This window comes from Microbacterium testaceum (genome assembly GCF_001476655.1).
Taxonomy (GTDB): domain Bacteria; phylum Actinomycetota; class Actinomycetes; order Actinomycetales; family Microbacteriaceae; genus Microbacterium; species Microbacterium testaceum_C.
In genome coordinates, this window is sequence record NZ_LDRT01000201.1 from 1 (window position 1) to 2,061 (window position 2,061).

At 72.0% G+C, this 2,061-nt stretch carries 2 protein-coding genes; both read left to right on the forward strand.

The window, feature by feature from the left end:
* Nucleotides 1-99: 99 nt before the first annotated feature.
* Nucleotides 100-390: a cellulose binding domain-containing protein gene (locus NS220_RS20685; RefSeq protein WP_275934690.1), complete on the forward strand. Its 291-nt coding sequence runs from the start codon at nt 100-102 to the stop codon at nt 388-390.
* Between the two features lie 163 nt (nt 391-553).
* On the forward strand, nt 554-2,061 hold a 1,508-nt coding region (locus NS220_RS18285), incomplete at its 3' end, for an ArnT family glycosyltransferase (RefSeq protein ID WP_058625404.1).

Sequence of the window (2,061 nt, forward strand, 5' to 3'; positions counted from 1 at the left end):
CCCACCTCGAGTCCGAAGCCGACGTCGAGCCCGAAGCCCACCTCGAGCCCGAAGCCGACGTCCGCGCCCCCGGCATCCCCTTCGCCGAAGCCCGCGGGCATCACGGCATCCTGGGCGCCGCAGAGTTCCTGGGGCGAAGGCTATGTGGCCGAGGTCGAGGTGACCGCGACCGGGACCGTCTCGCGCTGGCAGGTGTCGTTCGAGGCACCGGGCACCACGGAGGTGTCGAACGCGTGGGGGATGAGCTGCGCTCTCGACGGCTCGACCGTCACCTGCCGCGGTGCCGACTGGGCGGCCGCGCTGACTCCCGGGCAGACCGTCCGCGTCGGTCTTCAGGCGAAGGCGACGCGCGCCCCGTCGTCGCCGAAGCTGTCGGTCCGCGCGTCCTGACGCTCGCCGCCGGAACCGCGTGGCTGCGGGCACGAGTCGCGGTGGAGTGCTCGTTCGGCCGCGGTCGCGATCCTCGTCGTGTCGCCCTCTCGGCCCGTTATCCATGCCGCGCTCATAGGTGTGGTGAAGCTCCCGTGAGTGAACGGCTGCCTACCATCCCGGCATGACCGCCACGCTCGACCCGATCGCTGCGCCGCTGCCCGCGGCGCCCGCACCTCTCACCGCTCGTCGCTCGCGGACCTGGACGGCGGGCCTGCTCGCGGTGGCAGCCCTCGCGCTCCTGTTCTGCGGCTGGCAGGTCTGGGCCGGAGCGCCGTCCGAGTACTACGCGTCGATCGCCCTGTCGATGAGTCGATCCTGGTCGAACTTCTTCTTCGGCGCCGTCGACCCGGCGGGCACGGTCACCCTCGACAAGATCCCCGGCTCGTTCTGGATCCCCGCGCTGTTCGTGCGCGTGTTCGGGTACTCGGCCTGGACGGTGATCCTGCCCAACGCCCTCGCGGCGGCCGCAGCGGCCGTCATCACCGCCGTGACCGGCCGTCGCCTCGCGGGAGGACGCGCGGGACTTCTCGCCGGAGCGATCGTCGCGGTCACCCCGATCCTCGTCGCGGTCTCACGCTCGAACCAACCCGAGTCGTTCTTCGTGCTCGGCCTGGCGCTGACGGCGTGGGCGTCCGTCCGGGCGATCCAGGCGCGGAGCCTCGGTTGGCTCGTCGTGGCGGGGGCCTTCGTGGGCCTGTCGTTCCAGTTCTACATGCTCGAAGCCTGGGCGGTCTGGCCCGCGCTCGCCGCGGCGTACCTCTGCACGCGCCAGAGCGGGGCGCGACGGATCACCCATCTCGCGGTGGCGGGGACGGTGAGCCTGTGCGCCTCGCTGTGGTGGGTCGCGATCGTCTCGCTCGTCCCGGCCGGAAGCCGGCCCTACATCGGCAGCACGATCGGCGACGACCCGTGGGAGATGGTCTTCGGCTACAACGGCCTGGGACGCTTCGCCGCGACGTCCGACAGCACGACCTACGAGTCGTTCACCCCTCCCTTCTCGGGGGATCCCGGCATCCTGCGTCTGTTCAACGCGCAGCTGGCCGGCCAGATCGCCTGGCTGATCCCCGCCGCGCTCCTCGGGATCGTCGTGCTGTGGATCCTCCGCTTCCCGCGGCCGCTCGCGATGCTGCTGACCGTATGGACGGTGACCTTCGCGGCGATGTTCTCCACCGTCGCGGGAATGCACCAGTTCTACACGGCGGCCCTCGCGGTCCCCCTCGCCCTCGTCGTGGCCGTCGCGCTCGCCGCCGCGCAGCGCGCCGGGAAGGTCTGGCCGCGCATCGCCATCGTCGGGGTGGCCGGTCTGACCGCCGTCGTCATCGGCTTCTCGTACGGCGGGTACAGCATCCCCGTGTCACTGGTGCAGGCAGGGTCAGCCGCGGCGGCGATCGTGCTGCTCGTCTCGCAGCACCGCGCTCGGCTGATCACCACGGTCGTGACGGTGGTCGGTCTCCTGCTCACGCCGGCCGTCTGGTCGGCGGTCACGATCGCTCACCCGAGCTCGATCAATCCCGTCGCCGGCGGGGTGTCCGAGATGTCGGCCGGCGGCTTCGGCACAGCCGGCCGAGGGCCCGGGGATCAGGGGACGGGCAGCCGGGTCGACGGCGGGGCGTTCCCGGGCGGCGGGCA